Here is a 26,167-nt window from a genome sequence, read left to right on the forward strand (position 1 = left end):
TAGCGGCGTGTTTCAGTTGTTTAGGTGCGGAAATTCAAGCAATAGGCGTTATAGGTGCTTCCATCCCAAACTAAAAGGTATTCGCAAATGTCGCCCTTTGCCATATTCGCTTTTCCTGTCTGCTGTGCGGCGTTGTTGTCAAGTCGCCACGGGTAGGAGTCGTTATTCATCGGGTAAGTTGTTACGCCTGCGCTATTCTTGCTTGTTACGAATGTATTGCGCCCGGTAATGTAGCCCGTTTGGGTTGAAGATGTACTAACTACCATTTGGAAGCGGACGGCAAACGGTGTGCTGCTGCCAATTCCTAATAGCTTGCATACTGATTGGCGTGTTGGGAAGCCAACCCCGGCATTTGAATAAATGAAGTTTGCGACAATTCTAAAAATAGTCGGGTTTGACAAATCGCCGGGAATATGACAAGTGTTAACGGATGGCGTTACTTTCAATATCCCGTAACTTTCTATGTAGGTATCGGAAACTATCGCGCCATGTGTCTTTATCGCTAAGTTAATCAATCCGCCTGTAACGTCAATAAGAAGCCCGTAGTTCGTGCCATAACTGTTCGGGGTGGAATTGGTAAAGCGTCCTAAACCAACCGTTCCCGTCGTTGCGGGCAGTACGTTGGTGCCTATCGAAGCCCAACAATAAGTATTAGCGAATTTAATAAATTCACTATATAAAGACATTCCGGTACCTGTTGTTGCCGTGCCGTTTGCTACAGTTCCTATTCTTCCGCTTCCTATCTCGAAGCCGCCAATAGAGCCGGAATTGGCGTTAATTGTTCCTGTTATCGTTCCTTTTGTCGCTACGAAACTGCCGTCTTGAAGAACGCGGAAAGGCGCGGTAAAGCGGTTCGCCTTACTTGCTCCCGCCCAAATTCTAACCTTCCGTTCTTCCTTCTCGTTGGCGGCTTCACTCTCGCCCCCGGTAATACCCGCTACAATACTTTGGGAATTACCGTTAGCAAGTTGCACAGTTCCGGCGGTAACTATTCCCCGGTCTATGGTTACTTGGGTGTTGTCGTAAAAGGTCGCTTCCGCCCAATCGTTAATATTGTAGCCGGAAGTTCGGGCGGTAATACAGCGGTATAGGTCTTTTCTTGCTACTCCTGTGCTGTCTGTCCATGACCGTAGCCAAAGGTCGCCGACATCGTAAGGCCCGTAAGGGGTGCTTACAAATACTTGTCTTTTGCGGTCGGCGGTGTCCTGTGCTTGGCTTGCGGCTTCATAGGCATCTATTGCCTTTTGGTCTTCGATGGTTTGCCAACTAAAATTATAAAGAACTGTACCCGTAGAAGGGTCAATAAGTGATATCGGGTTTTGTCGGTATCGCTTCAAAGTCTTCGTAGAAGAATTGTACCACATATCGCCTATGTGTTTACGTTTTTCGGCGGTCGTAGTCCAATTCTCAGAAGGGTCGGAAGATTGAAACCAACTCTCTATTTTACCGTCTATCTGGTCTTCTATGTCGCTGACAGTCGGAAGGAAGTTGTTATTTATGAAGTTCGTTAACGCCGCGTCGTCGGTGTACTTACTTGCCTTCTCCCAATCGCCGGAATTAAAAGCCCCGGTAAGACGTTCTTTTTTACATCGTAGGATGTCGCCCGTGCTTCCCTGTACCCACAAGTCGCCGACATAATAGGGCGTGTAAGGGGTTGACACGAAAATTTTAGCCTTGTCGTTAGCCGCATCGAGTGCGTCCTGTGCCAACGCTAACGCTTGGGCTAATTCCGTGTCTTCAAGTTCCTGCCAAAAGTAGTAATCCGTCGTTGATAGCGCAGCTCCCGGCTTGGGTCGTATCTTACCTTTGACGTAACGCCAAACTTTGCCCGACGAAGTGTTATAATATAGGTCGCCGAGGTGCTTTTCCCGCTCCGCGTTGTTTCCGGCCGCCGTATCGGTGTCCGTCCACTCTTTTGCGGGTGCGTTTGGTGCTGCCAAAGGTGCGGTACTTAACGGCGCGGGGTCTATGTCATAAAACCATTGTTCTATAACGCCGTCTAACTGCCCTTGCAGGTCGCTCAATATTCCCGGAAGGGTGTTGTTTATGTAATTCTTAAGTTCGTCGGTCTTCTCCTGTACGTCTGTAATGTTATAATAATTCCCGTCTATGCCTACGAAACGAATAACGCCGCCTATTTCGTCGTTATCCAAATCGAAGTAGCACTTACCGCCCCCGCTGCTTTCTATTCGCCCGGTACGAAGGAAACGCCCGTTAATGGTCGTACTTCCGTAGGTAAGGCTTACCAATCTGCCGGGGTTCTTGCCGCCCGCGTCGGTTACTACACTGTTAAGAACTCCTATAAGAAAGTTGTAATACCCGGCTTCCTGTTCTACTTTTATAGCACTTTGGGAAAGGATAATTTGTCCGTTCCCGGCGGTGGTGGAACATCGGGCGTAAATAAAGTAAGCGGTAGCAGTCTTTAAGTTGGTAAAGGTTGCCGCCGTAAGTACCCACGTCCGTATATTTTCTTCGATGGCGTAGTGAACTAACAAACCGTTTGAAACAAACAACGCGTTTGGATCCTTGTTATAGTTCGGTTGGAAGGTAATGTTTTGGAGCGCGAATTGTGTGGACTTCGCGCCAACGCTCAACATTTGGGTTTCTATCGACAACGGTTTTATTTTCTCGCTGTAATAGTCGCCTTCCGGGTCAAATACCATACTTAACAACTCTTGCGTAGCCATCCAACGTCGGCGGGCTTTTGCGGGGTCTGCCAACTTGTTTATATTGATGACTTCGTTAATGTCGTCTATCTCGTTAAGGACGCGGACAGTTGTAGACTTGGTAACGGTGTCGCTGAGTGTAATGTCGTAGGCGTGTCGCTTTAAAAGGTTACGTTCTAATCTCACTATGCGGACAGCCTTATTAACGCCTATGTCTTCGTCCTCAATGTTAATGTAATCGCCAACGTGTAAAATCTCGGCTTCCACCTCGCGCCCGAACATCGCGGTAAAAAAGTCTTCGGAAATAGTAAGTTTATAACTTACTTGTGGCTGTGTCATGGCCGGGAAGTCCTTGTTAGCGGCTTCTAACAACTTGTTTTCAGCGGCGGTTATATAACTACGGGGCAGTTGTATCTCGGTAATAATATATTCGTCGCCTTTGGCAAATTGGAAGGCTTCGGAAGTAGCGGAAGGGAATACCGTACCGTTTTCGTCTGTAAAGCGGTTTAGTATGAAGGTTCGGGTAGCATGGTCGTATTTGTGTACGTCAAATTCGTAGCCCGCCAACTGCCCGGACTGAAACTTTATTTTTGCGTGGGTGTCGCCCAACAAATAAAGGGTGCTTCCGTCCGGGCCTTTGGCGTTAAGGTCGAACATAGCGTTATCCCCGGCGGTTGTGTCCGAAAATGTTATTTCGTCCGCTCCAACTGCTGTAACCTTTCCGACGCGCTCCGGCTTAATGTCGTAAACTTTTTCGTTTTCTTTTGTGCCGTACTGTGCCAAAGCCTTATCGTCCTGTAAATAGGAAGTAAGGCGGTCGGTATTGGGAAGGCATAAGCGGGTATGCCCATAGTTGCGTCCGAGGTTGTCCTGTCCGCCATAGACGAACAAGCGCGTAGTTATTCCGGCGTTATTAACGTTGGTACGCTTTAGGGTATAGAGGCCTTTACCGCGCCCGTATCGAAGTGTAAACGGGTGGGTAATTCCGGCTTTTTCCTTGATGTTAATCGTATTAAAACCGTCGCCGGGGGTTATCTCAAATTCTACGCTCCATTCGCTACAAATGTCTTGAAGAACTTGTAAGCAGTTCCGGCTTGCCGTGTTTATGTTCTTATAGGCGGTCGTTCCTTCTGCCGGGCAAACGCCTAAACGCCATTTATTCGGCTGTACGCGGTTGGCGTTCCAAACCAATACGCGCAAATGTCCGTATAGGTCGCTGTAATAGGTGTCGCCGTAGGCTTCCGGGGGTAACTTATATTGTGCGTCGATAAGGTCGTACTGCAGCCCTTCAAACGTAATGTCGTATTCAAACCGCCGAAGCCCGTTTTTAGAGGGTTCCGGCAATTGGTTTGCCTTGTAGGTTCGCCCGTAAACTTTAATACGGTCGCCTATCCCTACGGGAAGGGGTACGGATGACGAAACGGAAATAGTTACCACGTCGTCGGAAAGTAAGGCGGCTTTTTGGGTCGCCTTACTGATTCCGCTGACGTTCTTACGACTGAATAACGGCGTTTCGCTTCCGTCTGCGTGGTAAATTATAATCTGTTCCATACGATGATGCCGTTGGTGGAAAAGTCGGTTATTTCCTCAATTACACCGGCCACAACGACGTAATAAACGCCGTTTTCGGCGTAGGTATGTTTTAAAGCCTTCGCCCCGGTATAATCTCCGTAAACATCTTCGGTTACTGTTCCGTCGCCCCAATAGACGCTAACAACTTTTTCAGTTTTTAGGGCGATGGAAAGCTCGCGGCTTGTTTCGTTGATTCGTTGGTGGCGAACTACGCGCTTCACTGGGTCGGGTTCTCTCAACTTTAGGCTAAAAGTGCCTATCATCTTATCGTCGTGCCAACGTTTCGACGGGGCTATACCGTCGGAAGCATAGACTTCGTAAAGAAGTGGCTTTGTCGGGTGGATGCTTATCATAAGGCGGGCGGTTCCGTCGGCGCGTAGAAGGTCGTAAAGTCTGTTTACTCGCTCCACGAAGTCAATTTTACCCGAAGCCTTAAGCCAACAATTAAGCGTTATTTCGCGTTCCTCGTAACGCTTATTCGTTAGATCGACTACTTTCCCGTGGTAGTCGGGCCAATCAATAGAAGACGGCGTTTTTAATTTTGGTTGGTCTAATACTCCCGTGGAACTTTCTACCCTTATACCCATGTCGCGGAAATTTACGCCACTAAGGTAGTATTCAAGTTGCGAAACGTTATTAAGGCTTCCGGCTATATCGTCGTCCGAAAGGGCGACGTTATAAACCTTCACTTCGTCAACATCTGCATAACCGTATTCAGTGCCGTAAACGTCCTGTAACAGGGCTATTCCCGTAAGTGTAGCGGGAAGGGTAACGCTACTTACGCGCTGCGTGTCCAAATATAGCGTTACTGTGTTGCCCGTCTTCTTGATTGTTAGGAAGCCCCAACTATCCGGCGTTACGTCTATCCAAATTTCGCGGCTTCCTTCCAATTGGGCGGTATTACAGAAAAGCCCGATTCGCTTTCCTGTAACTCCGTCGGCGTACTTATTTGCCTTGACCCATGCTAAAATAGTGAAGTTGCCGCTTAATGGTATCACGTTGGCGGGAATTTCGGCGTAGCCTTCGCCGGGGAAGCGTATGCAGTTCCCCTGTCTGCCGACGACGAAAGGACAGCCCGTTACTTCCGCGTCATAACGGTTTGCCGCGAAGTCATAGGCTACGTTAGAACCGTCCGCTTCGTCGAAGGGAAGGTTTAATATAAGATTTTGCTCTAATGCCATTTTACTTACGTTTGTCGGTTGTTTTTATCTTCGCTTGCTCTTTGGCCTGGGTCTTGCACTCTCCGCCGTGAAGGATTACGCTTACCCTTGCGTTGTCGCTTGCTGTTATCTGCACCTTTGCCGCCTCGGAAACGACGACGACAACAAAGGCGTTATCTTTTGCCGTGATGGTTATCTCGCTGTTGCCACGCGCCGAAATGGAGGCGACATCGAAGTTACTATATTCCGCTATCCCGGTCGCGTTGTCGAAGGCTATAACACTTCGCAGACTTTTCGCCGCTATCCTGTCGTCAGCGCAATACACTCCGAAACGGGCGCGTATGTCGGCGAACTCCGCCCGAAGTTCCGGCGACGGGTAGTTATTTTCTTCGCAGAAGTCCTGCCCCTTTACGAAAAGGGTTATTAGGCGTTCTTTGGTCGTGGCGTTCAGTATGAAGTCGTACCACTCTGAACAAATGCCTTTGTCTTTTGCTTCGGCGGCTAAAGCCTTCTTAAGTTGGTTTAATTCCATTGTCGTAGTAAGGGTTAATCGGTTATTCCTTGAGAGCGCAAATCGTCGCCTTCTTCAATGCCTAAGCGGGAAAGTATGCTTAGAAGTGTTCCGGCTATGTGTCCTAAGCGGTTATCCATGCTTGTAAGGCGGCTTAGCTGCTGTCGGAAAATTTCAATAGAAACTACTTGGTTTTGGCGTACCGCATTAGTCTGTCCGGCTAAGAGGTCTATACTCTCTTGGCTTGCTCCCTTTATCGCTCCGCTTAGGCTCGTCGGGTCGCTGTCGTCCAATTCCGCGAATAGGTCTTTATACATATCCATCGCGTTTTTGAAGTTGGCCCCGGCTGCGGCTACTGCGGCTTTGAAACGTGCCTGTTCTTCCGGGGTAAGCCCGTCGAAACTACCGTTTCCTTCCTCGTCAAAGCCCATATCTTTTTGAAGCTGCTTAATCGCGTTTTGCAGGGGCTTTTCTAAGAACTGTAACTTTAAGGCGTTTGCGACGGCGTTTCTTAATACTTGGTTAGCTATGTCGCCGAAGGCTTTAGCCGCGTCCTCGCCGCTCTCAAAGGCTTCCATAAGCGCGTCCTTAAGTTGGTTCGCCAACTCCCCGGCGGAGGTCTGCGTTATACTCTTGGTTATCTCGCTTATGATATCTTGTATTTGGCGGTTGGCATCGGCTATGCGTTCTTGGTATTCTTCAACCTTGCCCCAATCGGTATGTTTTTTCGATTTCTCGTCGTTTATCATACCGTAAATTTCGTTCTGCTGTTGGCGAAGATTGGCAATTAACGCGCTTTGGTTTTGGTAAACGGTTTCGCCGAGGGCGTTATCTACAGCGTGTTGTAATGCTGTATAAGCACGGCCCAACCGGGTAACGGCTTCTTCGTGTTTCTTGATTGAACGCTCCGCTTTTCGGTCGCGGCTGTTGAATAGGTCGAAGGCGGACGACAAAAAGCCGATAGAACCCTGTATAATGCTTAACGGGTTCGCGGTGGCTATGCCCGTCGCTATCTGTGAGGCTCCGTCCAACATACCGCCTATGTCGTTAAGTATGGTTTCCGTTTCCTCGTCCATACTTAAGCCCATCTTCTTTATTCCGCTTACGACGCTGCCGAAGCACGACGAAACAAAGGTTAGGCTACTGCCGAGGTCAGCAAAGTTTTCCTTTATTGCCGCGCCTACGCTCTTGGCGGTGCCCTGTTCTTTGTTAAGGGCGGCGTTCAATATATCGAGTTGCTCCTGTCCTTCTATGGTAAGTTCGCCTTTAATCTTAAGCCCGTTAAGCGTGGCAATTTTCCGGCGTAGCATATCGACGTAACTACTGCCTTCCGCCAAAAGGTCGGCGAAGGCTTCTTTAGCGGCCCCGGCTAACGTGGTGTCGCTGCTGTTTATCGCGTCCGTATAGTCGGCATATTGCTTTTTCTTTTCTTCTAAGGACTTTACAAACGGGTCGTCGCTGTCTAACAACTTATCCGCCTTCATTGCGGCGCGAAGCTCGCTAAGGCTCTGACGAAGGGCTAAGAATGGGTTACGGGTCTGCAACTCGTTTTTAGCCTTTTGCAATTGGTCGTTAATAGCCTTGAGGTCGGCGGGGTTGAACTCTGCCGAAAGATTTACTTTCCGGCTGTTTATGTCGTTCAAAAGCCGGTTAATTGTGGTTGTGCTTAGGCGGGAAATATCGCTAAACAACTGCCCCCAACTTTCGGAAGCCATAAGCCTTTGGGCGGCTAACTTGGAAAGTTCGGTTTGCTGTTTGGCGTTAATCTGCGCTATCATGGCAGCGTTGCCCTGCTGTTCGGCTAATGCACGTTGGGCCGCGTACTTTTCAAGTATCGCGGTTTCCTGTTGCTGATAGGTTTGGTATTCCTGTAACAGCGTGTCGTATTGTTCGTTTCCGCTTCGCTTATTATATTCGGCGCGTTTGGCTTCAAGCGCGGCTAAGGCGGCTTCGACTACTTGGCGTTCTGCGTCTGTGGTGGCTTCTGCGGCTCTCCGGGTCAGTAGTTCCCGGTTCCGGGCATAACTTTCTTCAAAGTCTATTTTCTCTTGAAGATAGGCGGCGTATTCGTTAAGTAGGGCTTTGGTTTCTTCCTTAGCCTGTTCCTTAGCGTCGTTCTCTGCGGTCGTAAGTATTTCCGCCTTTGCGTTATCAACGTCGGAATTATCCCCGGAAAGTTCGGAACGTCGGCGTTCTATGGTGGCTAACATTTCGCTTAGGGTCTTGCACTGGGCCAACTCCTGTTGTAGTTGTGCGTCGAAGGCGGAAATAACCGATTCGCGGGTGGCGTTGGCTATCTCGTTGTTAATCGTAGTAAGGTTCTTAAGGTCGGCGGCTGTCTTTGTGGCTTTGGCTTCAATCGCGGCGCGTTGTTTCTCCAAATAGTCAAGATAGCTACTGCCTTCCTTCAATAAGGGCGCGAACTCGGAAGCGGCGGCGTTCCTAACGGTTTCGTCGCTGCTTGTTATCCACTTCAAATATTTTTCGTAAAGCCCTTTTCGTGTCGCCAACATTTCGGCGAATGGGTCTTTATCTTTGTTGGATCCTCCACCCCCGGAAGTAGTTTTTAGGCTTAAACGGTCTACTTCTGCTTGCTGTGCGGCTATTTGTTTGGCAAGATTGGAGCGTTCTGCGTCGGTAGCTGCGTCGTTATAAAGCCCGCGAAGGCGTTGCAGTTCCTTCTCTGCGGCCGCTACGCTTCCTTCTACGACTTGCCCGGCTTGGTTGCCTATCTGTGCTAAAATAGCCTGTTCCTCGGCTGTAAACTGCGTTTGCTGTTCGATAAGTTTTTTCGCTTCGCCCTGTAAGCCTTCTAATTCTTTCCGGGCTTCTGCCTTTGCTCGGTTGGCTACCTCAATATAATAGCCTGTAACGCCGCCATATTGTCCGCTACTCGTCTGCACGAATTGGCTAACCGTGTCCGGCATAGCGTCTATTTCGGCTTGCTTCTTTATAATTTCTTGGTACTTTTCAGCGGCGAGGTTCTGTGCGGCTAATGCCTTCGCCTTCATTATACAGGCTTCTACAAACTTCGCGGAATTTTTAATAAGTAGGTCTTCGGCTTCCTTCGCGTTGCGTACCTTATAGCCTAAGTCGTTAAATTTGTCGGCATTGTCCTGTACCCACTTTTCCCGGTCTTTTAATGAACTTGAAAGGCTTAACCATTCCGCTTGAAGGGCGCGGTATGCGGCTATCGGTTTCCCGGCGGCTTCGGCTACCTTCTTGTTGAACTCGTCGGCGGCTTTCTTGGCTTCCGCTTGTTTGCTGTTCAACTTGGCAATAATGGCAATAACGGCGGTAATAGCGACGGAAAGGCCGAGAGTTAGTGTCGCCATAAGTGCTTGGGCGGCTACGGTGGAAATACCCAACGCCCCGGCTAACTTAAGGTTGGCGGCGGCTAACAACTCTTTCGCTTTTGCTACTGTGGTTAGCATAAACGCGCTATCCTTATTTAAGGCGTTGGCGACTTGTTGCAATCCCATCGTTATCGACATAAGGGCTTGAACCTTCAACATAATTTTTTGAAGGTTTTCGTTCTCTCCGGCGAAAAGTGCTACCGCGCCTTGTGCCGCGCTGAACGCTCCGGCTACGCCCGAAAGTCCGGCTATCATTCCTTGAAGTCCGGCGTTATCGTGGCTAAATATTCGGGCCTGAGTCTGCGCGTCGCCTATGGCGTTGGCAAGTCGTCCGGCTTCCTTTTGAAGTTGTCGGAAGGTTTCAGTTCCGCGTAGCCCTGCTTCTTCCATCTGCCCTAACTGCTCGCGGACGTTCCTAAGCTGCGTTCTTAACGACTGTTGGGCGGTAGCGTTGTTTTGGGCGGCTTCCTGTGCTTTGCGCAACTGCTGTTCCTCACGCATAAGCGCGTCGGCCTGCTTCCCTGCTTCGTCTATGACTGTTTGGCGTAAGGTTATTTCTTCCCGTAGTTGGGCTTGCTTGGTTTGAAGGGCTGCGGCTTCTTCCTTATGCCCGGCGGAAAGAGCCTTAGACGCTTCCGCGCCGAGTCGTTTGTACTCGTTTTCCAACTCGGTTATAGCCGCCTTGTTGGTATCTACTATAACATCTATGTTGGCAAAGGCTTTGTCAATAGCTTGGGCGGCGCGTGTAAATGCTCCGTCCATCTGCTTTCCGCCTAATACGGCCGCGCCTTGAAATTCCTGTATAGCCTTCTTACTTTCGTTAAGAACGCTTAGTAGCTGTTTGTTGGTGCCGGAAATCTCAAACGACAGCCCGCCGCCTTGAATATTCATCGGTTCATCCTGTTTATAAGGTTCATTATTTCCGCCGCGTTGTCGTCGGTAAGGGCTATTTCCACGTCGTCGCCGGACTTCCCGGAACTGCCGCCTTTACCCTTTTCCTCTACTCCGGGCGCGTCTATTAACATCCGTTGCACCGCTCCCCACGCTATACCGTGGAGAAGGTAGTCCAACGTCCAGCCGAAGTGTGCGCAAACGGAACCCCGGCGGCCGTGCGGGCTTTTTAATCCTGTGGCTCTATACGAGTCGCTTCCGGTTCGCTTGTTCGCGTTGCGCTCATCAACCGCATAGAGTTTACAAAATCCCCTAAGTTGCTTACGTTCGTTATAATAATAGCCAACGTCAGCAACTCCGAAGGCTTTAAGGTATGGAAGAAAAGCCGGGTAAGGTCGCGTAGTGCCTTGCGGTCTTCCTTCCGGCGGTAGGTCGTGCCGTCAAAAGTCGCTATATAATAATCCTCGCCCAATACGGCGGTAGCCACTACTTCGGCGAGCTGCTTTGCTTCCTTGTTGGCTAAGGCGCGGGCGGTGCGTAGGTAGTCGTCGTCGCCTAACTTGGTTTCGTCTATCTCCATTTGAAGCCAAAGAAGGCTAAGGCGGTCTAAGGTTGCTAACGTCGGTTCTTGAATTGTATAAACCTTCGTTTCCGTTACCTTCTCACGTCTGCGGAAATATCCCCAAAAGCCGGGCTTCCGGCGGCGGTGTGTTATTTCCACGTCGAAAGTTACGCCTTCGCCTATCATCTTGCGCAGCTCTGTCTGCTCGCGGGTAAGGGCTTCTAATTTTTCGTCCTGTGTCATTGGTTGAATATGTTAAGACGGCCCCGGAACAATGTAGCGGGACCGTCCGGGTGGTTGGTTGGGTCGTCCTGTTATTTCGGATTGACTAAGCCGACGTAAAGTTTTTTAAGCCCTTCGGTGTTGGGCTTCATCGCGGTGGCGGTTACTTCTACAAGAAGCAAACCCTTCTTAGAAAATTCGCCGTTGAGCTTCGCCTTAATCTTGGCACGGGGAACGCTGAACTTCAAACCCTTTCGGGGAAGAATTATAAGCGATTCCTCAATCTGTGTCGAAGCGTCGGGGTAAGCCCATACGTTGGAAGCCACTTCGCCGCCGAAAAGTCGTTTAAGGGTGGTAAGGTCGGGGTTCATGATGGAAAAGTTGAAGATAGTTTTACCTTCCTTACCCATCACTTCTACCGGGTCGTCTATTTCCTCGGCGTAAAACTCCGTTTCCTCGCCGTCCTCTTGCGACATCTTGGCGGTGTCTTGGTAGGTAAGTCCGAAGGTGGTATAGCCCGTTTCGGTAAAAGTGGCGGTCGCGTTGGCGGGTTCGCCTGTCTTACCTAAAATCTTGGATAGTCCTAAAGTTATTACCATGTCGTTATAGGTGGTTGGGTTAATGAATATTCCAGCTAATTCTCAAATTGCGGTAGTGCTGCTTTACCTCAATCTCTTTTATTGTCGTGTCGCTCTCTATCCAATATTCTAAGTCGGCCACGTTCTGCGCTTTCAAGTGGGCTTTAACCGCGTTGCCAATTATGCGTAGGCGTTCCCGGTCTGCTTTGCGCTGTTCTCTCCCGTGTATCTTTACCTTCTTGTCGGGGGCGAAGATATTTACGTTTGAGGTTCCGGTCTGCGGTTTTTCGTCCGTTATGGTTATAGTGTTTATTACTATGTCCTCGGCTTCGCTATCGTCGGGGCGTTCCCCCTGTACGAATACACCGCCGGAAATATTGACTTTCCCGGAACTGACGGCTTCCGCTATTATTTTGTAGAGGATGTCGTCGGTGTCTATGCTACTGCAATTTTCCACTACTTGAAGGCATTTTGAACGTTGGTAACTAAGTCGGCTAATTCTTTGGCTATCTCCTTTTCGGCAAACTTTTCGGCTGAGGTCAATACGTCGCGCCCTTTGCTCTCGACGTGAACGGCGTAGTTCATACCCGCCACGACGACTAAAGCATACCCGTCTGTATAGTTGCTTCCAACTTGAAGGGCTAAACGCTGACCTTCGTTAACTCCGGCGTGTCCGCCCTTGACAGCCCCGAAAGACACGTTTACGGGCTTCCCGTCTTTTACGACGACGTAGCCAATTGACGAGCGAAGGTTTCCCGTTTGGTCGTTAAAGCCACGTTCCGGCGGTATCAACTTAGCCAACTTTACGGCTTCCTCTCCTACGCGGCAAAGGCTCTCTATAATCTGCCTTTCCACTTCGGCAAGAAACGCCCTAAACGTTTCGTCTATGTTGCCTTTGAAGTTTGACGTTATACCCATAGCCTACAATGAAGTCGCCCTTTATCGAATTTTAAGCATTCGCCAATAATCCTAACTACTCCTTCCGCTTCCGCGCTTCGTAACGCTTCGTCGGTCAGCTCTGACGGGGTTAGCATTCGGTCGGCTACTGCCACTTCCTGGCCTAAGCCTACCCGTTCCGTTCCCGCCGGAAGTTGGATAAGGGAAGCGAAGGTTATAAACCTACCATTAGCCGCCTGTATCTGCGTTCCCTTGCCGTTTGTTTCCTCTCGGCATGAAGCGTGAAGTTTCCACGCGGCCCCGGTTGTCGTCCAACTACCGTTAGCGTCTTGTTTCGCTTCCCCGTCGCTGTTGTGCGTATAAAGGAAGTGCGGGTATTGGCTGTTTATAATCTCTTTTATTGCTACCATATCCGGCTTCGGTTCTTGACCTTCGGCGCGTTTGCGGGTGTTATCCCCAATTCGCCGCAAGTCTGATTATACCAAAACTTAATAGCTTCCCAATTCCACGTTACCGAATAGCCGCCTTCGCTGACGTTTGCCAACGGTATGACCGAGCCGAACTCTTTGCAAAGGGCGGTTTTTGCCGTCCTTACTTCTACTTCGGCTTCGGGGTCGGGAATTATCCCGGCTTGGTTGATAAGTATCAATTCCGCGTCGGCGTTGTCAATGCCGAACCGGGAAACGGTGCGCGAAAGCCATTCTTTGTACGTCATAATTGGAAGGTGTTAAACCGGGAAGCCTTCGGGGTTTCCGGGGCTTCCCGGCTGTTAGGTTAATGGTTCCACGTGTTCGCGTCGGTGGACATAAGCCACGAGTCGTTAGAAGTTTCCCACGCGGGGAAGGCGTTTGCAATGCCCATCGTGACTTCCTCTAACGGTTCTTCGTTAGCGAACTTCTTAATAAGGGTGTGGCCGTTAAGGGTCTTAAGGGCTACCGAACCCTTTACGTTAAGGTCTGCCGGGCGTTTCCAATAGGTATGCCCCAGAACCTTAGACGCGCTGAACATTACGACATTCGTAACGAAGGGGTTGCCGCTGAACGGGCGGCTTCCGTCGCTAAGTTCTATTGTAATGTCTTGGTCGATAACGATGATTTGAAGTCCGTAAAGGTAGGAAAGTCCGCGAAGGGCGTTGTTTACCTGTTCGAGGCTCGGTGTCTGCTGAACGCCGAGGGCGTTGGCGGCGAAAGAAGCACAAATTTTCTGTACTTCTGCCGTTTCTGTAAATTCGGCGAAGGTTTCCGTATTCATGAAGGCGTATTTAAGGGTTACGCCCTTCTTCTTCGCCTTTTTACATACCGCCTTGAAGTCTTTTGTAATAGGACGGGCGGCCGCAGAATTAGCCCACGAAGCGGATCCGGTTTGGAAGCCTACCTTTTGTTCTTCGGGGATAAGGTAGTCTACGTCGTATTCGGTAAGTACGGAAGTATTGTTTTCGTTGGTAAGCGTAATCTTACCGAGGGAAATGGACTGCAACGCTATCCATTCCAAACGGGCGGCTACGCCATCCCAACAAAACTTAGTATCTTCCGCCCATGCGTCCACAAGTGCGCGAAGGTCGGGGTTCTGCGAAGTACGGGCTATCATAAGGTCGTATTCGTCCAGCTCGTCTTCGTTCTTGGTGCGCTTAATGGCAATTTTGGGGATATCGCCCTGAATACGGGCTATTGCCTCGCGGGTCTTTTTGTCAATTCGTGCGCCACGGGCTACGAGGTCGGCGGCTATTTTCAAGCCTACACGGGTTTCCAACGCTTTCCACGTTAAGGAGTAGTTTTCCTTCAACGGGAAAAGGGTTGGGTAGTAGAACGGATGAAGGTTGTAGGTCTTGACTACGCCCGCCATGTCCTTCTCGTTAAGCCCTTGCATTAAAGTAGGTATCATAACTTTCTGCTGTGGGGGTTAGTTTAAATGAATTTAAGGGTAGGAAGCGCGGCCTTAATCTCGTCGCTAAGGGGCGGACAGAGGGCGGCGCGGAACTGCCCGAAGGTTATAGCCGCTACCGGGGTGTTGGTAAGGGCTTCTACAGGGTAACTGTCGCCGCAAGCGGCAAAAGGCGGGTACTTGAAGGCGGAAACGGTCGCGCTTTCGCCCTTTGCAAGCATAAGCGTTCCGCCGACGGGAATAGCCGCGCCGAGGGTTGTTCCTACGGTTATTTTGTCGAAGATTGGGGATGTGGTGTCAATGGCTGTAATAGCGTAAGACTTGGCCCCGGTCTTGAACATCACGAAGTCGCCTACCTTGAAGTGATGACCTTTCTCTACCTTGTATTCGGTCGCGGTCGTGGTTGCGGCTTCCACAACTGCGGCGGTCTTGAGAAGGTGGTAAAAGCCCGCTTCGTCCGGCGCAATAACAGCACCTTCACGAAGGGGAACGCCGGGGATAAGGTCTGCAACGACTACGGTTACACCGTTAGGAATATCCGCCAAATTGTTAATACAGGCGTGGGCTACTCGCTCGTCCTGTTTGCGTTGGTATCGCATAAATCCCATTGTAGTGTCGTTTTAGGGGTTGTTAAATTTCCTTCCCTGTAAGGGCCGGATTTGTTTCACTCTGCGAAGCGATGTAGTCTGCTACGCCCGCGCTAATACCCTCTTTGTTCACGGCTCCAAAGAGGGGCTTTTCGTGGTTAAGCAATCCTTTGTCGCTTCGCTCCTGTGCAATGGCATCGAGGTCGCCCTGCACTCCGTTAAGGTACCCGTTAAAGTCTTCGTCGTCCTTGAAGGTGGGAGCAATGCGGTCGAAGCTGCGTAGCATCAGTTCGCGCTCCTTGCCTTCAATCTTGGCGGCTTCCAACTTTGCTACAAATTGTTCCCTACGGGTGGCTACGGTCTTTTCGGCGCGTAAGCTCGCGTACTCGTCGCGAATTACCTTGTTTTCCTCGCGTATGATGGCGCGGATTTGTTCGGCTGTCAATGCTCCACCCGTGGGCGGCGTTTCCTCGCCGGGTTGGGGTTCGCCGGGCTGTTCCTTCTCCTTGAAGTCGTACTTACGTCTAAGGCCGTCTTCGTGGGTCTTGTTGGCTTTGGCTATCTCCGCGTCGGCTGTCTTTCGCCATTCGGTTACGAACTTGCTTACTTTGTCGGCGGTAAGTTTACCTACGACTTCGTTTGCTTCTTCTTCGTTTGCTACCTGTACGCCGATAACGGCGGCCAACTGTTGCAAACCGTCTTTTCTCACGCCCGCAAATTTCGTTTGCAGTAGTGTAAAAATTGCTAATGTTAATTCGTCCATAAAAATTTGTAGGGTTACTTTATCAAGTGCAAATTTAGCGTATTACCTTAATACGGGTTCAAATATAGAACGGCAAACACTTCGCCGAAACTTCCTACGGTCGTGTCGCTTGCCATACACTTTGTAAGTGTTTTATGTGCGTTTTGTGAAATATTTGGCGTAACTTTGTAGCGTAGTCCGGGGAGAAATCCGGCTATTATCGAAGAAGCGATAGGTTCTTAGTATTTGAAAATCGCCAAATTAACAAATTACGAAGAATGAACCTAAGCGCGTAGCGTCGTATATCCCTACCACGATATACCGATGAAGCGCGGCTATACGGTTTGTTTTCGTAAGGCGTTTGGCGATGCCGCAAATACTCAAACCTATATAGTCCGCGCTTCTTTTGTGCGTTTAACCCGGCTACTTCGGGCGGTGGCTACAAAGTTACTAATTTTATGAAGAAGTTACTTTTTTGGCTCTGCCTTTTGCTCCCTGTGCTGTCCTATGCACAGGAACGCGGAACGCTTGCCTATCTTGATTCTCGTCCGTTCTACGGCGAAGTCGTGTTAGGCGATTCAATTACTAAAAATCTTCGGAAGTTGCACCTATTGGAAGAAAAAGCGGAAAAGGGAGGCTTCCGTTGTGAAGTAACCGAAAAGGAGAAGGAATGTTATAGGATTGGCGGGCATTCTCCGTTAGCCATATACGTTGACGTTGCCAATTACAAAATTAAAAATATCTTAGCCTATTTCCTTATCGGGAAGGGCGAAGAATTGGATATAGTAAAAGCTCTTATGTCGGACTTTGGGGAATGGGCGAAGGACGACAACGGCTTTAATTGGTACGGGAATAAGGTTAGCGTTATGTCGCACTATTCGGACGACTTAAAAACCTTCTACGTTTTCTTTCACGACGTAACACAGCCTTAAAATGGAAGCTGCGCTTATTCTTGCCGCCGTCCTTCTTGCCGGATTCTTTCTGTTTGTCGTGGTCGCTCTGCTGACGAAGCCCCGGCGTATGCGGAAGAAGGCCCAACGCGAAGCCGAAGCGCGGGCGAAGGAATTAGCCGACATCTACGGGCGCGTCGCTGTTACCCGTATCAAGTTGGGCGGGCTTGAACGTGCGACGCGAATACTTGACGAAGCCCGGAAGAATGGCGACGTAACAAAGTAATACGTTTGAGTAGTTTTTGCTATTGACTTTTTCGGTTGGTAACAATTAGTTCCGCCTGTTCCACGTTATACGGTTACGGCTGTGCCTTTGTGGGTATGCCGTTACCGCTTTCCTGTGGTGGCGGATTTGGTCGCGCCGTGTTATTGTGCTATCTTTGTGGCGAATAAATAACCATTTGCCCCTATGAATGAAAAGAACTTAACACCCGCCGAAACGTTCTTTATGAAGAAGGCGGAATTTGAACACGGCATAACGGAGGCCGTTAAGAACTTCGCCGGAATGTATGCCACGGACGTAGTTATAAAGGTCGCCGTCGCCGTACAGCCCGCCTTAGCCACTTCCGGCGACGTGGTGGACTGCCGTATTAAAGGAGTCGAAGTTGAAGCAAAATATACCCAAAATGTCTAACCGTATAATTCCCCCCTTTCCTCCCGAACTCCGGGAAGCAGTCGCCGAAGTAAGCCGTTCCGTTGAGCCACTTCTTGACGACTTGGTAGCGCGTACCGCTCAGACTAAAGAAGGGCGCGTTTCTCTTGCATTGTGGGAAGTAAAGCGTTCACACGGACGCGCCCGGCGCGAAGCACTACGGGAGCTTGACCGGGTTGTTACTGAGCTATTCCCGCCCGTGGAAGGTGCGCCGCTTCCTTCCGACGAACTGAACGGCAAGCCGGACGTTCTACCGTGCCTTCTCATCGGGTCTACTGCCCCGTATTATTGTGGGCCGGTTAAGCCTTCTTCTTCTGCCCGTTTCGCCATATCCTCCTACTATCCGTTAATTGCCGAATTATGAAAGTTCCCAATATCCCCACCACGAAGGGCAAACAGCCCGTTACTATCGTTCCTAATAACGCCCTTGTCGAAGGCTTCCTTAACTCGGACGCTCCGGCGGAAGACATCGACGTAGTGCGCCTTCTGCAATATGCCGAGCCGGACGCTGAAAAAAACGGGGCTATTCTCCGGCGTTGCTTGGAAGGTAAAGCCCGCCTTCTTCCTGTCTATCCCGGCAATGACGAAAAAGAGCCTACGGGCGCGAAGTTCGTAGGCTCAATAATGGACGGTGGCTTATACGTTATTCCCGTCGGCTAAGGCTTCTTAAACGACTTCGCTAACGCTATCATTTCCGCGTATTCTGTTGGCATTAACAACTGGAATACGCGGTTTCCTATAAATGCGTTCTCGAAGGTGTGGGCTAAATATTCGTGTTCCTTCATTCCGTGGTTCTTGAAATAACTAACTTTATGCCCCCAGCCCACGTCGTCGCGGTTAACTAAGCTGCGCAACGTATCCATAAGGGCGCAAAATTGCTCTATCGCGTCGCCCTTCGTTATCCCGAAACGCTTAAATATCGGGTCGTCGCTTTTCTTGTCTTTTATCCGTCTATAAATATTATTTATCTTAGCGGAAAGGGTAACTATTTTCATTTGATTAACCTCGTGCCTAACCTTTTGAAGTTCGTATTTTCCTTTTTTGTGATTCCATACTTTCTCGGTAGTGTAATAGGTCGCCTTTTCTCGTTTGCGTAGGCGGGTTATTTGCCTGTCGCGTACATCGGTAACTTCCTTTGAAAATAATAATTTCCTTTGGTCTGCTATGGCGTGGCCGAACTCATGGTAAATTACCCGTATTCGGTACCAATCCGACGCGGCGGCGCGGCTGTCGCCGTCTATTACTACTAACTTGCCATTATTCGTGCAATAACTTCCCTTATTCTTGTGGCGTAATTCTAACTTCGGCTTTTCTTTAAGAAGGTCGAAGAAGTCCTTACTAAATTCGTGGCTGACCTTATCCAAATAAGCCCTTCCGTTCTCTAACTCGGTAGGCATATTCTTGGAATACGTTCCTTTCTTCGCTTTGGCGGCTGACAACTTGCCCGGAAGCGACGCAAAGAAGGTTTTAAGGCGGCTTATGCAGTCGCCGTAGTAATTGGTCGTCTTTATCTCGTTGGCGTTAAGCGCGTCTTCTATCTCCTTCACAATATCCGGGAAGCCTACGGCCTGGGATGCGAAGTCTTCCACCTCGTTACGGGCGGATATCCATTCCGCCTGTCGGTTGAAGCGTTCCGTTTGAAGTCGTTTTAATTCGGCGTGAAGTCCGGCTTTATCGCCCGCCGTGCGTAATGGATCCAATGCCGACACATCTAAGCCATAAGTATAAGCCCACGTCTTATAATTGGCTATCTCGCTGTCGTAGGCTGTACATGGTTCGGGCGGCTTCGCCGTTGTGCCGGGCATTTGCGCCCGTTGTGGTATCTGTGGAAGAAGCCCCCCGGAAATAATGCCCTTATTGAAGTTGTCGCGTATGTAGTACGGCATCGACTTCCAACCCTTAGCGCGGTCGGCTATCGCTTCTATATGGGAACGGAAGGCGGCGGGTACGTCGCGGACGGTACGACGGGAAGGAAGGCTTTTATAGGTCTGCCCCCTAACTATTGCCTTCAAGCGGTTAGCCCGGTCTTTATTATATTCGTCGTAGTCAGACATAATGGGAACGACTAAACAACGGCATTGCGGGTGCCAACCGAGGAACTTGAACGTTTTAGGGTAGTCGCCCGCCAACTCATCGCAAATATCGGTAAGCGGTACTTTCTTCCCTTTACTGTCGGTTGTCGTGTGGTTGTTACTCAACATTACCCGGAAGCCTACAACGAAGTCTAATTGTTGCCATCGTAAGTATTCGGCTTCACGGTATGCCATATTTACCTCGGTACGCGCCAAACGCTCGGCGTTCTTGGCGGAACTCCTGTAAACGCCGCGTCCGGGGTGGTACATGGCGGCCGCCTTACTTAGCCGAAGGTTTCCGCCCTTATCCCGGACGCGCCTAAATAGTTTGTCCGGGGCTTTTAGGTACTGCCGTAGGTCGCGGGAGAGCTGCTGTGCGCTCCGTCCTTCTCCTACGGCGACATCTATACCCAATTCTAACGCCGTCTTAAATTCTTCCGTGTACTTCCATACGCGCTGACTTAAACCCAACCCGCCGGCCTTACGCTGTTGGAAGGCTTGTAAGGCTTCTAAGTTTCGGGCTTGGTATTGCTTCGCTTCTTCCGGGGTTAGTCGGGAAGTGCGCAGAATAGAACTTAGGAACGTGTCGCTTTTGTCGCAGGCCGCTTGCCACTCCGTCCGCGTTCCTGTTTCTATCACTGCTTCCACCTTCTTAGCCAACCGGGTTAATATCCCTTGCGCCTGTTTCCGGGTAGCGGGGAAGTCGTCGAAACTGAAAACGCCATCTTCGGGTATGGTTATTCGTCCGGCTGCGGCGGCTATCTCGTCGCAAGCGGTGTTATACAGTCGTTCCACTTGACGGGCGTAGCGCGTCGTCCGGGCGTAGTGTGCCGCGTCGAAGCCCCGAAGTCGGACTATAAGGCGGTTTTCGGTATAATCGGGCATAAAGTTATTTTTGTTAAATTTCGCGTCTAAGCGCGAGAAGCGCGTTAGGTTATAGTTTCCTTAGTTGGAGCGGTTTAACGCGCTTAGACGCGCCCTAATCGTATTATATTGATACGACATTCGGCAAAATAGGGTTAAACGGTCGGTTCGCCCTCGTAATAGGTGTTTGCGCGGGCTTCTTCTTCCTGTATCTCGGCTATTTCAGCGTCCGGGTCTTCCGCCCAACCCAAACGGCGGACGGTGGCTTTTTGACTTGCAACGGGCTTTTGTCCGTTGGCGGCTTGAAGCATATTTATTTTCGCCTGTTCGTCCTCAATAATGTAGGGCGTTATCCGGGGCGAAACGATAAGACGGCGGGCCGCGTCCTTGTTCTTGATGTTAGCCGCTCCGAGATAGGCTAACAATATGTTGGCGCGTCGGGTTAGGTAGTCGTCGAATACTTCCATTTTGTCCTGTACTTTTAGGTGTGCGTCCATAAATAGAAGTTGAAGGGCTACGCCGCTAATTGCGCCTATGCCCTTGACGCTCTCAAAGGAAATGTCGGGCGTTTGGGTAATGGCGTATATGAGCCGGAGAAGCGTGTCTATTTCCAACTTCACGCTTTCGGGGGCTTGGTTCCATGATAAGTAGGTAGCCTTCGCGCCTTCTTCGCCTTCTATTATGGCCCCGGCTTCTCCCTTCCTTGCGAAGCCTAATATTTTGCCTTCTACAAAGATTTTCGGCGAAGCGTGGTAGTCGTTGGTATCGGCGAAGTTGGAAAGTAACTTTTCCAATCGGTCTATAAGGCTTTGTACGTCTTCCCACTCTACGGCGGGTTGGCACCCGTAAACGACGGGAATTTTACCTATTTCCAATTCTTTGGGGTAGCCCTCGACTAACTCCCAGTTCTTGGCTTCCGTTCCTGTCGGGCCTTCCGCCGTCCATAAGTAGTGCGCGTCCTTCGTGTAGGTTTCAAAGTACGTCCGTGTAGTAAGGTCGTCCGCCTTCTTCACAAACTCACGGGAGAAGGCTACAAGGTCGCGGGTATCGTCGAAGTATGGGTAAAGTTTATCCCCGAACATAGGGCTAAACAGGGCTACGCGGAACTTCATTTTAGTTGGAAAGCCATAAAGGGTGTGTTCCTCGTCGGTTTCCACCGGGTACCAATATTCCGCCACTTCGGTACTACTGAAAAGGCTACGGGCTACGCGGCGGTTAAGGGTCTTTTCCTTAACGTCGTGGAATACTCGCTTAAGGGCGGCAAGTATGGCCTTTTCGTCGGAGCCTTCCGGGGTCGCGTCGTAGGCTACCGGGTTGCCGAAAGTAAAGGCGACGGCGCGTTTTACTATCAACTTTTGAAGGGCTAATGCGATGCGGGCTACGGGTTCTATTCTAAACCCGCTTTCGGTCGTCATCTCGGCGTTTACGTTGATGTTCTTTACTTCGCCGTATTCCTCGCTATTCTTGTCGGTTACTACGATTTTGTCCGGGCGTTTCCGGGGGTCGTTAATGTCGTGCAGCTTTGGGTCATACTGCGCGTTGTACTGCTCCGAATTGGGAAGGGTCGTAAGTCGTCCGTTCCTCAGTTCGTTAATGGCGGCGGCGTGGTCGCCTGTCTTTAGAAGTTCGTCTATTGGGGGCATAGTCGTTGTTATTGTTAGTTAAACATTCTTTTCAATTTCGTTATATTGGTCTTCCCGTCGGGTCGCTTCTCCACGGTTCCGGTTAAAGCGTCCGGCGCGTCGTCGTGGGCGTTCCTTCCTTGCTTCTTATACTTGGTTATTGCTTGGTAGAACTTGGGGAATAGGTGCGCCCAATCCTTCGGAAAGTGCGTTAGGTTCTGCACTTCGCCGGAATGGTTGAAGATACGGACATCCTTATTTTCGCTTTGGTGGAACCAGCGTATTACCGTCTTCCTGTTTCCCAACGTCCGGCAGTTTTCCTCAACCTTACGGGCGAAGCCACGGCCGCCGTTGTTGCTCTCTATAATCGCTTCTTCTACCTCCCACTTCGTAAGAATACGCGCCGTTTCCGGCTCGGTCGTTTCCATAGCGGCCTGGGTGTAATACACGTCTAAAATGAAGTTGCCTATTTCCGTTTCCACATAGACAATGCAACATAGGAAGTCGTCGCCCGTGTCGGCAGTATCGACGTAGGCTTTAATTTTCCGTTGCTTGGTAATGGGTAATACTTCGTAGGTCTTAAACTCCCTTTCGTACATAAGCCCGGTAAGGGGGCGCGGGTTCTGCATATACTGCGTTTCAAATACCCACGGGGCTTTGTCCTCTAATTCGTGAAGTTCGGCTAAGGTGTGCTTAAACGGCCATAAGGACTGTTCGTTCCCTCGGTCGTCCACCTCAATAACGGGAAGGCTTAAAACCGTCCATTCGCCCGGCTCTAACTTTTGAAGGTAGCCGCATAGGTCGTCTTCGTCCAAACGCTGCATAATTATAATTATCGGCGTTTTTCGGCTGTTAACGCGGTTTCGTATGGTAGTTTCAAACTTTTGGTTTACCTTCTCGCGGACTAATTCGCTTCGTGCGTCGTCCGGCTTTATCGGGTCGTCGATGACTATCGCGCCGCCGAACTCTCCGGCTTCGGACGTAATAGCCGCTACTTCGTCGCCTAATTCTTCTTCCTCGTCCTTATCCACCAAACCCGCGCCGAAGCCTGTTACCTGTCCGGCTGACGAAACGGCGTAAAGTCCGCCGCCCGCCTTCGTGAACCATTTACGGGTATTGACACTTGTAGGCGCGGCTTCCGGGAATAGACGCTTAAACGAAGGTTCGCGTAGAATTTCCTGTACTCCCCGCGAATTGTCGCGGGCTAAGTCGTCCGAATAACTGAGGTGTATAAACTTCGCCTTCGGGTTTATGGCGAAGCCTTCCGCGATGAAGGACTTAACGGCTAACTCCGTCTTACCGTAGCGCGGGGCAATGTTTATTATTAGCCGGGTTATCTCGCCTTTTAGAACCTTGTCTAACGCTTCGGCTATTCGCTCATGGTGTACGCCTACGACAAACTTACGCTTATACTTTTCTTTGAAAAAGAAGCGCGTAAAGTTTAGGGTTCCTTGTAGAACCCACGTTTTTATAACGTCTATGTCGCGGCAGAAACTCATTTAATATTTCTCGTTTAGGCTTTTGAATAAGTCGGCCGCTTCTTCTTTCGTAAGCGTCCGAGCGGGTATCAAGTCGCCGCCGTCCTTCCCGGTTAATTCCATTCGCTGTGTGGGCTTCCCGTACTGACGTTCGCGCAGCTTGTCTAACGTCGTGGTCTTCCCGTTTTTCATATCCGAAAGGACGGCAATAGCAAGCCCTTTTGGGTACGCGGGCGCGTCTTCCCACTTCGCTAATAATTTAAGGTCGTTCGCGCTGAACGACAATATAGCGGCTTCCCATTCGTCAATTTCGACGGAGGAAAGGCTGTAAAACTTCTTTGCGCGGGCCTTGCTCCCGAATATCTTTACAAGCTGTTCGGGTACGCGGCTTTTCGGTCGCCCTTTCGGGTTTCCGCTCTGCCCCGGCTTGAAGGGTATAAGGTTTTGTTCGTTGGCCATCGCTTTTCTCTGATAATGGTTGTTTTTCTCTCTGTTCCTTTATTCTCGTTCCGGCGCGTCTTCGTCCGGCGCGAAGTTTCCTAATAATTCCGCCTTGTCGCCCGTGTATTCCTCCCAACGCTTTATAATCACGTCTATGTAGGCGGGGTCTAATTCCACGGTATAACAGGAGCGGGCTAACTGTTCGGCCGCCATAAGGGTGCTTCCGCTTCCGCCGAATAGGTCTAAGACGACTTCGCCGGGGCGTGTGCTGTTCTTAATCGCCCTGCCCATAAGTTTAATAGGCTTCATCGTGGGGTGGTCGGCTGAACGTAGCGGCTTGTCTTCGTGTATGACTGTCGTAGGTGTCGCTTCGCCCAATAGCGAACGAAGAAGGGCTTTAAGTTCGTCCTTCGTCATAGCGTCTATGTCCGGGCCGGGGTCTTCCAACACGGTAAGAAGGTCGCGGCGGTTTACGAAGAAGTGCGACGCGCCGGGCTTCCACCCGTATAGGCAGGGTTCGTGCTTCCATTGGTAGTCCTGTCGGCCTAATACCATGTTGTTCTTAACCCATATAAGAATTTGTTTCAAATCCCAACCCACGGATTTTACTGCTAATTTGAAGTTAAGCCCTTCCGTTCCAGCGTGCCAAATGTAGAACGCGCCGCCCTTCTTGAGAAAGCGGTTTGCGTTTTCAAAAGCTGCCGTAAGGAAGTCCAAAAACGCGCCGTCCTCCATCTTGTCGTTGGCGATGTCTTTCTGTACTCTGTTTCCTTTGTCTGCGGCGTTTAGGGCTTCGTTCTTGCTCGAATAGTCCACGTTATAGGGCGGGTCGGTCAGAAGTAAGTCTACCTTCCCTTCGCCTATAAGAATATCCAACACTTCGGGGCTTGTGCTGTCGCCACAGATAAGGCGGTGGTTTCCCAATCGGTAAACGTCGCCGTATCGGGCTTTCGGCTTCTTCGGTAGGTTCTCAGCTACGTTAAAGTCGTCTTCTTCCGCGTCTTCTTCCGCTTTGCCCGTATCAATGTCGGGAAGGTCTACGCCCCAATGGTCTAAGTCTTCTATATCCCATTCGTTGGCTAAGTCGTCCATATCCCAATCGCCGAAGGCTACGTTATCTTTTATCACTATCGCCCGCAACTTCTCCGGCGGTGTTTCCGGCGGTATAATCTTGGCTATTGTTTCCGTATAGCCCAATTCTTTAAGGGCGCGGTAACGCATATTTCCGCCTATAATGACGTTCAACCCGTTGTGTTGGTAAATAAGCACTTCCCGAAGTGCCAACATTTCCGGGTCGTCCTGTATCGACGCTTTCAACTTCCTAAACTTAACGTCGTCCTTCATTTGGCGCGGGTTCTTCGGAACGCCGGGAATTTGCCCTTTGTTGGGTTCTATGTCGCTAAGACGGACTACGACGCTTTGCACCAATCCCGCGAGGGGCTTGGCGGCTGTCGCTTCCTGTGTTGTCTTTTTCTTTGCCATTGTGTCGGGGTGTTAAGGTTAGAATGGTGCCGGGCCTGTCGGGCCTCCGCCGAATGGATCCGCCCAATAAGCCATAGACGGGCCGCGCATACTTGCCGCCGTCGAACTCTGTATAGTGGAACCGTTGCCGCCGCTTCCTGTGCTTCCGTTGTCTTCTGCCATAGTCGTAGGGATTAGTCGTTGAATTTCTTTTTTATTAAGTCCGCCCATAGGCTTTTACCCCATACCGCTTTCCGTATGGTGGCGTAGCGTTCCAATATCCGGCTAAACATTTCGTCGTAGAAGTCGTAAAGTTCCGGGTTTTCCTCTATTGTGAATTGCTCTATACTGCCGGAACTGCGAAGGTTCGCCGAACCGTGGGCTATTATCTTCTTCCCGCCTAATGTTTCAAACTGAGCAGTTTTCGTGTGGACGTTCGCTACTGCTAATTGTAGGCGGTTGTCGATGTCTAATTGTCGGTATATGTAGGGAATTAAAGCCCGTATCTCCATATTGTAGAAGTACGCGCTTACTATAAGGTTAAGTTCGTCTATATAGCCGTGGGTTATAAGGTTGTGCAGACTGTCTACGTTGTTTTGGTTGAGCGACAGCGTGGAAATTGTCAACTTCTTACACTTGGCGTTATTTCTCACTATGAAGGCTTCTAAGAAGTCGCCGAATATGAACGAACCGTTTACTACCACGTCGTAGCGGCTTCCTTCTGTTATTACAATATCCCGCGCCAACTTTACGGCGTTATCGTACATAACGAAATACGCCGAGGTAGCGTAAACCTTCGGCTTTATATAGCGTGTTTCTTCGCCTACTTCGTCTTCCAATATGTCGAATAACGCCGTATCGAAGTCGGGCGTTTCTATCCCGATATCGCCTACGTTAAAGTCTAAGCCGTTGTCGTCGGCCTGGGTCTTCTTGGGTATTGTCTTCTTTTGTCTGCTCATCTCGTCCTGTGTCTTAATGGAAGAAAAGGCGCGGTTTGGTCGC

General features: G+C 50.1%; 24 protein-coding genes. 4 read left to right on the top strand and 20 right to left on the bottom strand.

All coding sequences use genetic code 11. The annotated features are described in order from the left end of the window. Positions 1-20 precede the first annotated feature (20 nt). From E4T81_RS01655 to E4T81_RS01720, 13 genes are all read right to left on the bottom strand, one after another. A complete protein-coding gene (locus tag E4T81_RS01655) occupies positions 21-4,217 on the bottom strand; it encodes a phage tail protein (protein ID WP_135040808.1) in 4,197 nt (1,398 codons plus the stop codon). Continuing rightward, entirely contained in the window at positions 4,202-5,419 is a 1,218-nt protein-coding gene (locus E4T81_RS01660; protein WP_135040809.1) for a LamG-like jellyroll fold domain-containing protein, read from the bottom strand. The genes E4T81_RS01655 and E4T81_RS01660 overlap by 16 nt, the downstream gene beginning before the upstream one ends. Before the next feature lies 1 nt (position 5,420). After that, positions 5,421-5,930 (bottom strand): hypothetical protein, encoded by a 510-nt coding sequence (locus E4T81_RS01665; protein ID WP_135040810.1) that lies wholly within the window; start codon positions 5,928-5,930, stop codon positions 5,421-5,423. A 14-nt stretch (positions 5,931-5,944) separates the two neighbouring features. Continuing rightward, a complete protein-coding gene (locus E4T81_RS01670) occupies positions 5,945-10,027 on the bottom strand; it encodes a hypothetical protein (protein WP_135040811.1) in 4,083 nt (1,360 codons plus the stop codon). 125 nt (positions 10,028-10,152) lie between these two features. Next, on the bottom strand, positions 10,153-10,335 hold the full coding sequence (locus tag E4T81_RS01675; RefSeq protein WP_135040812.1) for a hypothetical protein: 183 nt from the start codon (positions 10,333-10,335) through the stop codon (positions 10,153-10,155). Between the two features lie 50 nt (positions 10,336-10,385). After that, the gene (locus E4T81_RS01680; RefSeq protein WP_135040813.1) at positions 10,386-10,961 is read right to left on the bottom strand and encodes a hypothetical protein; all 576 of its coding nucleotides are present in this window, start codon (positions 10,959-10,961) and stop codon (positions 10,386-10,388) included. Positions 10,962-11,032: 71 nt separating this feature from the next. Next, entirely contained in the window at positions 11,033-11,539 is a 507-nt protein-coding gene (locus E4T81_RS01685; protein WP_135040814.1) for a hypothetical protein, read from the bottom strand. A gap of 19 nt (positions 11,540-11,558) precedes the next feature. Beyond that, positions 11,559-11,975, bottom strand: a complete 417-nt coding sequence (locus E4T81_RS01690; RefSeq protein WP_135040815.1) for a hypothetical protein — start codon at positions 11,973-11,975, stop codon at positions 11,559-11,561. After that, complete coding sequence (locus E4T81_RS01695; RefSeq protein WP_135040816.1) at positions 11,975-12,436, bottom strand: hypothetical protein; 462 nt, start codon at positions 12,434-12,436, stop codon at positions 11,975-11,977. The genes E4T81_RS01690 and E4T81_RS01695 overlap by 1 nt, the downstream gene beginning before the upstream one ends. Before the next feature lie 382 nt (positions 12,437-12,818). Beyond that, entirely contained in the window at positions 12,819-13,130 is a 312-nt protein-coding gene (locus E4T81_RS01705; protein ID WP_135040818.1) for a DUF6706 family protein, read from the bottom strand. A 59-nt stretch (positions 13,131-13,189) separates the two neighbouring features. Then, positions 13,190-14,296: a major capsid protein gene (locus E4T81_RS01710; RefSeq protein ID WP_135040819.1), complete on the bottom strand. Its 1,107-nt coding sequence runs from the start codon at positions 14,294-14,296 to the stop codon at positions 13,190-13,192. A gap of 23 nt (positions 14,297-14,319) precedes the next feature. Then, positions 14,320-14,895, bottom strand: a complete 576-nt coding sequence (locus E4T81_RS01715) for a hypothetical protein (protein WP_135040820.1) — start codon at positions 14,893-14,895, stop codon at positions 14,320-14,322. 31 nt (positions 14,896-14,926) lie between these two features. Continuing rightward, positions 14,927-15,592, bottom strand: coding sequence for a hypothetical protein (locus E4T81_RS01720; RefSeq protein ID WP_135040821.1), 666 nt, complete (start codon positions 15,590-15,592; stop codon positions 14,927-14,929). A 491-nt stretch (positions 15,593-16,083) separates the two neighbouring features. Here E4T81_RS01720 and E4T81_RS01725 point away from each other — a divergent pair, with 491 nt between their 5' ends. From E4T81_RS01725 to E4T81_RS01735, 4 genes are all read left to right on the top strand, one after another. Further along, complete coding sequence (locus E4T81_RS01725) at positions 16,084-16,557, top strand: hypothetical protein (RefSeq protein WP_135040822.1); 474 nt, start codon at positions 16,084-16,086, stop codon at positions 16,555-16,557. Positions 16,558-16,645: 88 nt separating this feature from the next. Beyond that, on the top strand, positions 16,646-16,801 hold the full coding sequence (locus tag E4T81_RS15545; protein WP_167761567.1) for a hypothetical protein: 156 nt from the start codon (positions 16,646-16,648) through the stop codon (positions 16,799-16,801). 183 nt (positions 16,802-16,984) lie between these two features. Further along, positions 16,985-17,209, top strand: a complete 225-nt coding sequence (locus E4T81_RS01730; RefSeq protein WP_135040823.1) for a hypothetical protein — start codon at positions 16,985-16,987, stop codon at positions 17,207-17,209. Positions 17,210-17,587: 378 nt separating this feature from the next. Beyond that, a complete protein-coding gene (locus tag E4T81_RS01735) occupies positions 17,588-17,887 on the top strand; it encodes a hypothetical protein (RefSeq protein ID WP_135040824.1) in 300 nt (99 codons plus the stop codon). Here E4T81_RS01735 and E4T81_RS01740 read toward each other — a convergent pair. From E4T81_RS01740 to E4T81_RS01765, 7 genes are all read right to left on the bottom strand, one after another. Then, positions 17,884-19,281: a hypothetical protein gene (locus E4T81_RS01740; RefSeq protein WP_135040825.1), complete on the bottom strand. Its 1,398-nt coding sequence runs from the start codon at positions 19,279-19,281 to the stop codon at positions 17,884-17,886. The two genes, E4T81_RS01735 and E4T81_RS01740, sit on opposite strands and share 4 nt — an antisense overlap. Before the next feature lie 1,037 nt (positions 19,282-20,318). Next, complete coding sequence (locus E4T81_RS01745; RefSeq protein ID WP_135040826.1) at positions 20,319-21,806, bottom strand: phage portal protein; 1,488 nt, start codon at positions 21,804-21,806, stop codon at positions 20,319-20,321. A gap of 14 nt (positions 21,807-21,820) precedes the next feature. Further along, the gene (gene terL, locus E4T81_RS01750; protein ID WP_135040827.1) at positions 21,821-23,284 is read right to left on the bottom strand and encodes a phage terminase large subunit; all 1,464 of its coding nucleotides are present in this window, start codon (positions 23,282-23,284) and stop codon (positions 21,821-21,823) included. After that, complete coding sequence (locus E4T81_RS01755) at positions 23,285-23,722, bottom strand: DUF5681 domain-containing protein (protein ID WP_135040828.1); 438 nt, start codon at positions 23,720-23,722, stop codon at positions 23,285-23,287. It lies immediately after the preceding gene. A gap of 39 nt (positions 23,723-23,761) precedes the next feature. Further along, the gene (locus E4T81_RS01760; RefSeq protein WP_135040829.1) at positions 23,762-25,186 is read right to left on the bottom strand and encodes a DNA modification methylase; all 1,425 of its coding nucleotides are present in this window, start codon (positions 25,184-25,186) and stop codon (positions 23,762-23,764) included. An 18-nt stretch (positions 25,187-25,204) separates the two neighbouring features. Next, positions 25,205-25,348 (bottom strand): hypothetical protein, encoded by a 144-nt coding sequence (locus E4T81_RS15550; RefSeq protein ID WP_167761569.1) that lies wholly within the window; start codon positions 25,346-25,348, stop codon positions 25,205-25,207. Positions 25,349-25,359: 11 nt separating this feature from the next. After that, positions 25,360-26,124, bottom strand: coding sequence for a hypothetical protein (locus E4T81_RS01765; RefSeq protein WP_135040830.1), 765 nt, complete (start codon positions 26,122-26,124; stop codon positions 25,360-25,362). Between the last annotated feature and the right edge of the window lie 43 nt (positions 26,125-26,167).

The sequence above is a fragment of the Barnesiella sp. WM24 genome (genome assembly GCF_004570975.1).
Lineage (GTDB): Bacteria > Bacteroidota > Bacteroidia > Bacteroidales > Muribaculaceae > Muribaculum.